Origin of the sequence: Zhenhengia yiwuensis, from assembly GCF_014384995.1 — a bacterium.
In the GTDB taxonomy this organism is placed as follows: Bacteria; Bacillota; Clostridia; order Lachnospirales; family Cellulosilyticaceae; genus Zhenhengia; species Zhenhengia yiwuensis.
Window position 1 is genome coordinate 1 of sequence record NZ_JACRSY010000095.1, and the last position, 1,922, is coordinate 1,922.

Consider the following 1,922-nt stretch of genomic DNA (forward strand, 5'->3'; position numbering starts at 1 on the left):
GCAATGCCAGTCTCTTTTACCAACTGTGCAGCTGTATAAGGCTTTGTAAGCAGTACAAGTACAATCCTATATTCAGTTGCTTTTAGCTTCATATCTGCTAAATAGCTGTAATAACGCTTGTCCATTTATGCCTCCCTCTTTGTTAGTCTGTTTTGACTATTCCTTTAGTCTATACAGACTACTCTTTAACGAACTCTTGGCATAAGCCGTTAATAACCTTTATTCCTTGTAAAGTACATTCTCCATTAGTACACCATTTATACTGGACGCTGTCGCAATTTATAATAGCCATCCTGTTCCTCCTAACAAATTGTTAGCTGTTTATAACCTGTTTCCTTTTCTGCTTTTATTGGTTTAACAGTCCTTTCTCTCTTTTCCACTTGAAGGTTCGTGCAGTACTTAGATGCATAGACATGCATTGCCACTTCTTCAATGGAGTCATGTTTATTCCATAGGCTTACTGTTGCATGTATCTTTTCATAACCCGTCTGATTCCCATTCTGCTTTATATGTTTCTTTACTAGGCCAATCCATTCTTGCTTAGACATACTCTGTCCATCCATCAAGTAATAAACCACTTCTTTGCCTGTCCCATCTATACATCCTAATGTCAAATTCATATCTTCACCTACTATGCTGTTTTAATTCTTAATTGTTTAAACCGTCTGTTTACACCTTCTACTTTCATACCTAAATCATCTATCATTTCACGTATGCGCCCAGCTGTAGCTTCATCAAATTGTTTCATTTCTGCCACAGTATATTCACTTGAAACGATGATTCTTTTTTTGTTCATGTATCTACTATTGATAATGTCAAATACAATCTGCATTTCTTGGATATTCATTTCACCATTACTATTTTTAGAAAGTTTAAAGAGGTCATCTATGTATAAAACTGTCGCCATTTTAAAGTCATTAATTAAGGCATTGTACTCTTCATGCTTGTATACAAGTGCTTTTAACCTTTGAATATCTGTTCTGTAATTGAAGTACCTATGCTGAACCCCTCTTTTTGCAAGTTCATTACATATTGCTGTACAGATATGTGTTTTCCCTGTTCCACTCTTTCCAAAAAATCCTACCCCTTGTGCATCTGATTCCAAAAACTTATAGGCTAATTCATACATCTTATCTGCTTCTTCGGTATCTCTTTTAAAAGTTTCAAAGCTTTTCTTTTCATACTGGTCTAGCTCTATATTTGAGTATTTCATCTTGCTATACATCTGTTTTTCTAATTGACACTTACAAGGTCGTACATAATCAATTTGGCTTGATAGCACATCTGTTAGCTTCTTCTTCTCCCCACTTAACGTAGTGGCTATGTAGCCTTTATCATTACAAAGGTTACATTTATATGATTTACTTCCACCGGGCTTATAATTAGGATCTTGCATCCTTGCTATAGCTTCCTTTAAACAACTGCCTGTATACATATCACTCATTTTATTCACTCCTTAGTATGGGCAATCTTCTTCTTGACTTATTTCATGTCCCTCAATGCTCTTACCTGTACTTATAGGTGCATTGAGATAACCTTCAAACTTATCACCATTAAATAATGTGTTAGGTCTTAGATATTGCTGCCATTCTGTGCCTACCCATTTCTTAAACTGTTTATCAATAACTGTTTTAAATTCATCCACACTGAACCCTTCATTCAATCGTGCAACGATTAATTGCTGAGTCTTTTTAGTAGTGGCTTTATAGTTAGTACCACAAACTTGATTAAGGTATTCTACAATCTCGACAATATATGTATTATCGTTTTGATTATTTGGTTTATTAATAATGGGTTTATTATTATTTGGTATTGGTGTGTGATTTTCCACATTTGCATTTGCGTTTTTCTCGTCTTTGCATTTGTGATTTTTCACAAATGCATTTGTGTTATCTCCACTTTGCATTTGTGGTTCACCATCA

3 protein-coding genes are annotated in these 1,922 nt (G+C 34.7%); all 3 read right to left on the reverse strand.

The window, feature by feature from the left end; translation table 11 throughout:
* Window positions 1-302: 302 nt before the first annotated feature.
* Window positions 303-620, reverse strand: coding sequence for a hypothetical protein (locus H8718_RS20035; protein WP_249334829.1), 318 nt, complete (start codon window positions 618-620; stop codon window positions 303-305).
* 11 nt (window positions 621-631) lie between these two features.
* Window positions 632-1,444, reverse strand: coding sequence for an ATP-binding protein (locus H8718_RS20040; protein ID WP_249334830.1), 813 nt, complete (start codon window positions 1,442-1,444; stop codon window positions 632-634).
* A 12-nt stretch (window positions 1,445-1,456) separates the two neighbouring features.
* Window positions 1,457-1,922 (reverse strand): conserved phage C-terminal domain-containing protein (locus H8718_RS20045; protein WP_249334831.1); only part of this gene is annotated, 466 nt, incomplete at its 5' end.